The organism is Rubritalea sp. (assembly GCF_039830215.1).
Taxonomy (GTDB): Bacteria; Verrucomicrobiota; Verrucomicrobiia; order Verrucomicrobiales; family Akkermansiaceae; genus Rubritalea.
In genome coordinates, this window is the sequence record NZ_JBDOPO010000158.1 from 1 (window position 1) to 1,467 (window position 1,467).

At 53.4% G+C, this 1,467-nt stretch carries 1 protein-coding gene and 2 pseudogenes; 2 read left to right on the top strand and 1 reads right to left on the bottom strand.

Going from position 1 to position 1,467, the window contains the following annotated elements; translation table 11 throughout:
• Nucleotides 1–327, top strand: a pseudogene (locus ABGY95_RS05210) (hypothetical protein); the annotation flags it as partial.
• Nucleotides 328–501: 174 nt separating this feature from the next.
• On the opposite strand, the gene ABGY95_RS05215 reads toward ABGY95_RS05210, so the two are convergent.
• The gene (locus tag ABGY95_RS05215) at nt 502–651 is read right to left on the bottom strand and encodes a hypothetical protein (protein ID WP_347440640.1); all 150 of its coding nucleotides are present in this window, start codon (nt 649–651) and stop codon (nt 502–504) included.
• A 194-nt stretch (nt 652–845) separates the two neighbouring features.
• Between ABGY95_RS05215 and ABGY95_RS05220 the strand changes: the two are divergent.
• A pseudogene (locus tag ABGY95_RS05220) lies at nt 846–1,467 on the top strand (CUAEP/CCAEP-tail radical SAM protein); the annotation flags it as partial.

Here is a 1,467-nt window from a genome sequence, read left to right on the forward strand (position 1 = left end):
CGCCAGTCGCAGGCCACAGGCGTGATGATGATTCCAACTGCACACGCCGGTCGGTTAATCGAAGTCCTTGGCCTCGGTGAGGCCAAGGCTGTGAGTGGGATCGAAGACGTGGCGATCTCAGCACACATGGGACAATGGCTGGTTCCTCTTCCGGAGGGTTCTCGATATCTTGGCTTCATTTTTGGGCAGGCCGACTCGCCACAGGCAGTCGAAGCGGCGCTGCGTGAATCGCATTCCAGGTTGGAGATTGTGATTCAGCCGACTGTCGGTCGGACTCACGAAGACGACTGCACATCACTGGCCGAATTGTCTAAGAAGGATGGGTGATGTCCCAGCTGATCAGAGTCGCTCAGACCGATCAGCTCCCTGCAGGAGCGCGCAAACTCTGCACCGTTGAAAACATTGCCTCAACAGAGCCTTGAGTATGTCAACATCGAGAGAGACCAGTTGCGTCTTAAGTTGATCCATCGAGAAGACCTTGCCTAATTGCAACATCCAGCACTAACACTCCAGCCGCAGCACGATCTGCTGCTGGATCTCTTGGCTCAGCGTCGGCCAGCGCTCGATGAGCAACAGCAGCTGCGGATCCAGGACCTGTTTTTCTGGCCTAACTGTCTTACTTTTCCCCAGCAGCTGTTCGTCACCAGGCAATTAGGCATTTGACCACAATAGTACAACTATTATAGTCGAATCATAAACTGCGCTATCATGACAGGTAAACCGTTCTATTGGTCATCTTCAGGAAGCAGAAAATAACTATAAATATCGCTTCAACAGAGATTGGATTCCGGGTAGACTCTTGTTGAAGGCCCATTCCTCCATAGTTTCGATGAAAGAATGTTTCGATGAGCTTGCGATCAGAGGGGTCGGTCCTTCTCATTTCCTGTTACGAGCTTGGCCACCAGCCATTAGGTGTGGCGTTGCCGCTGGGATTTCTCGAACGGGCCGGTTTCAAGCCAACCGTAATGGATATTGCGGTAGAGAACTTCGACAGCGAAAGAGTCGCCCAGGCTAGTTTCATCGCCATCTCGGTTCCTATGCACACGGCACTGCGATTAGGGGTGCGCGTCGCCGCACGGATTCGGGAGCTGAATCCATCCTGCCATATTTGCTTCTATGGGCTCTATGCAGCTTTGAATTCGGATTACCTGCTCGCTCACAACGCTGATTCTTGTATCGGGGGAGAATGCGAAAAGCCGTTGACTGCTTTGGTCGAATCGATCGAGTCAGGGTCCAAGGAGACGATCAACGGAATTATTAGCCGCGGCGTCATGGCCCTGCCAGTCTTGGAAAAGTTGTCGTTCGCAGCTCCTGTGCGACACGGCTTGCCCCCCTTGGAGAAGTATGCACGCTTGGAGCACGATGGGGATAGCCGAATTGCTGGCTATGCCGAGGCCAGCCGAGGCTGCCTCCATCTTTGCACCCACTGTCCGATCCCTCCCGTTTATGGCGGACGATTTTTCACTC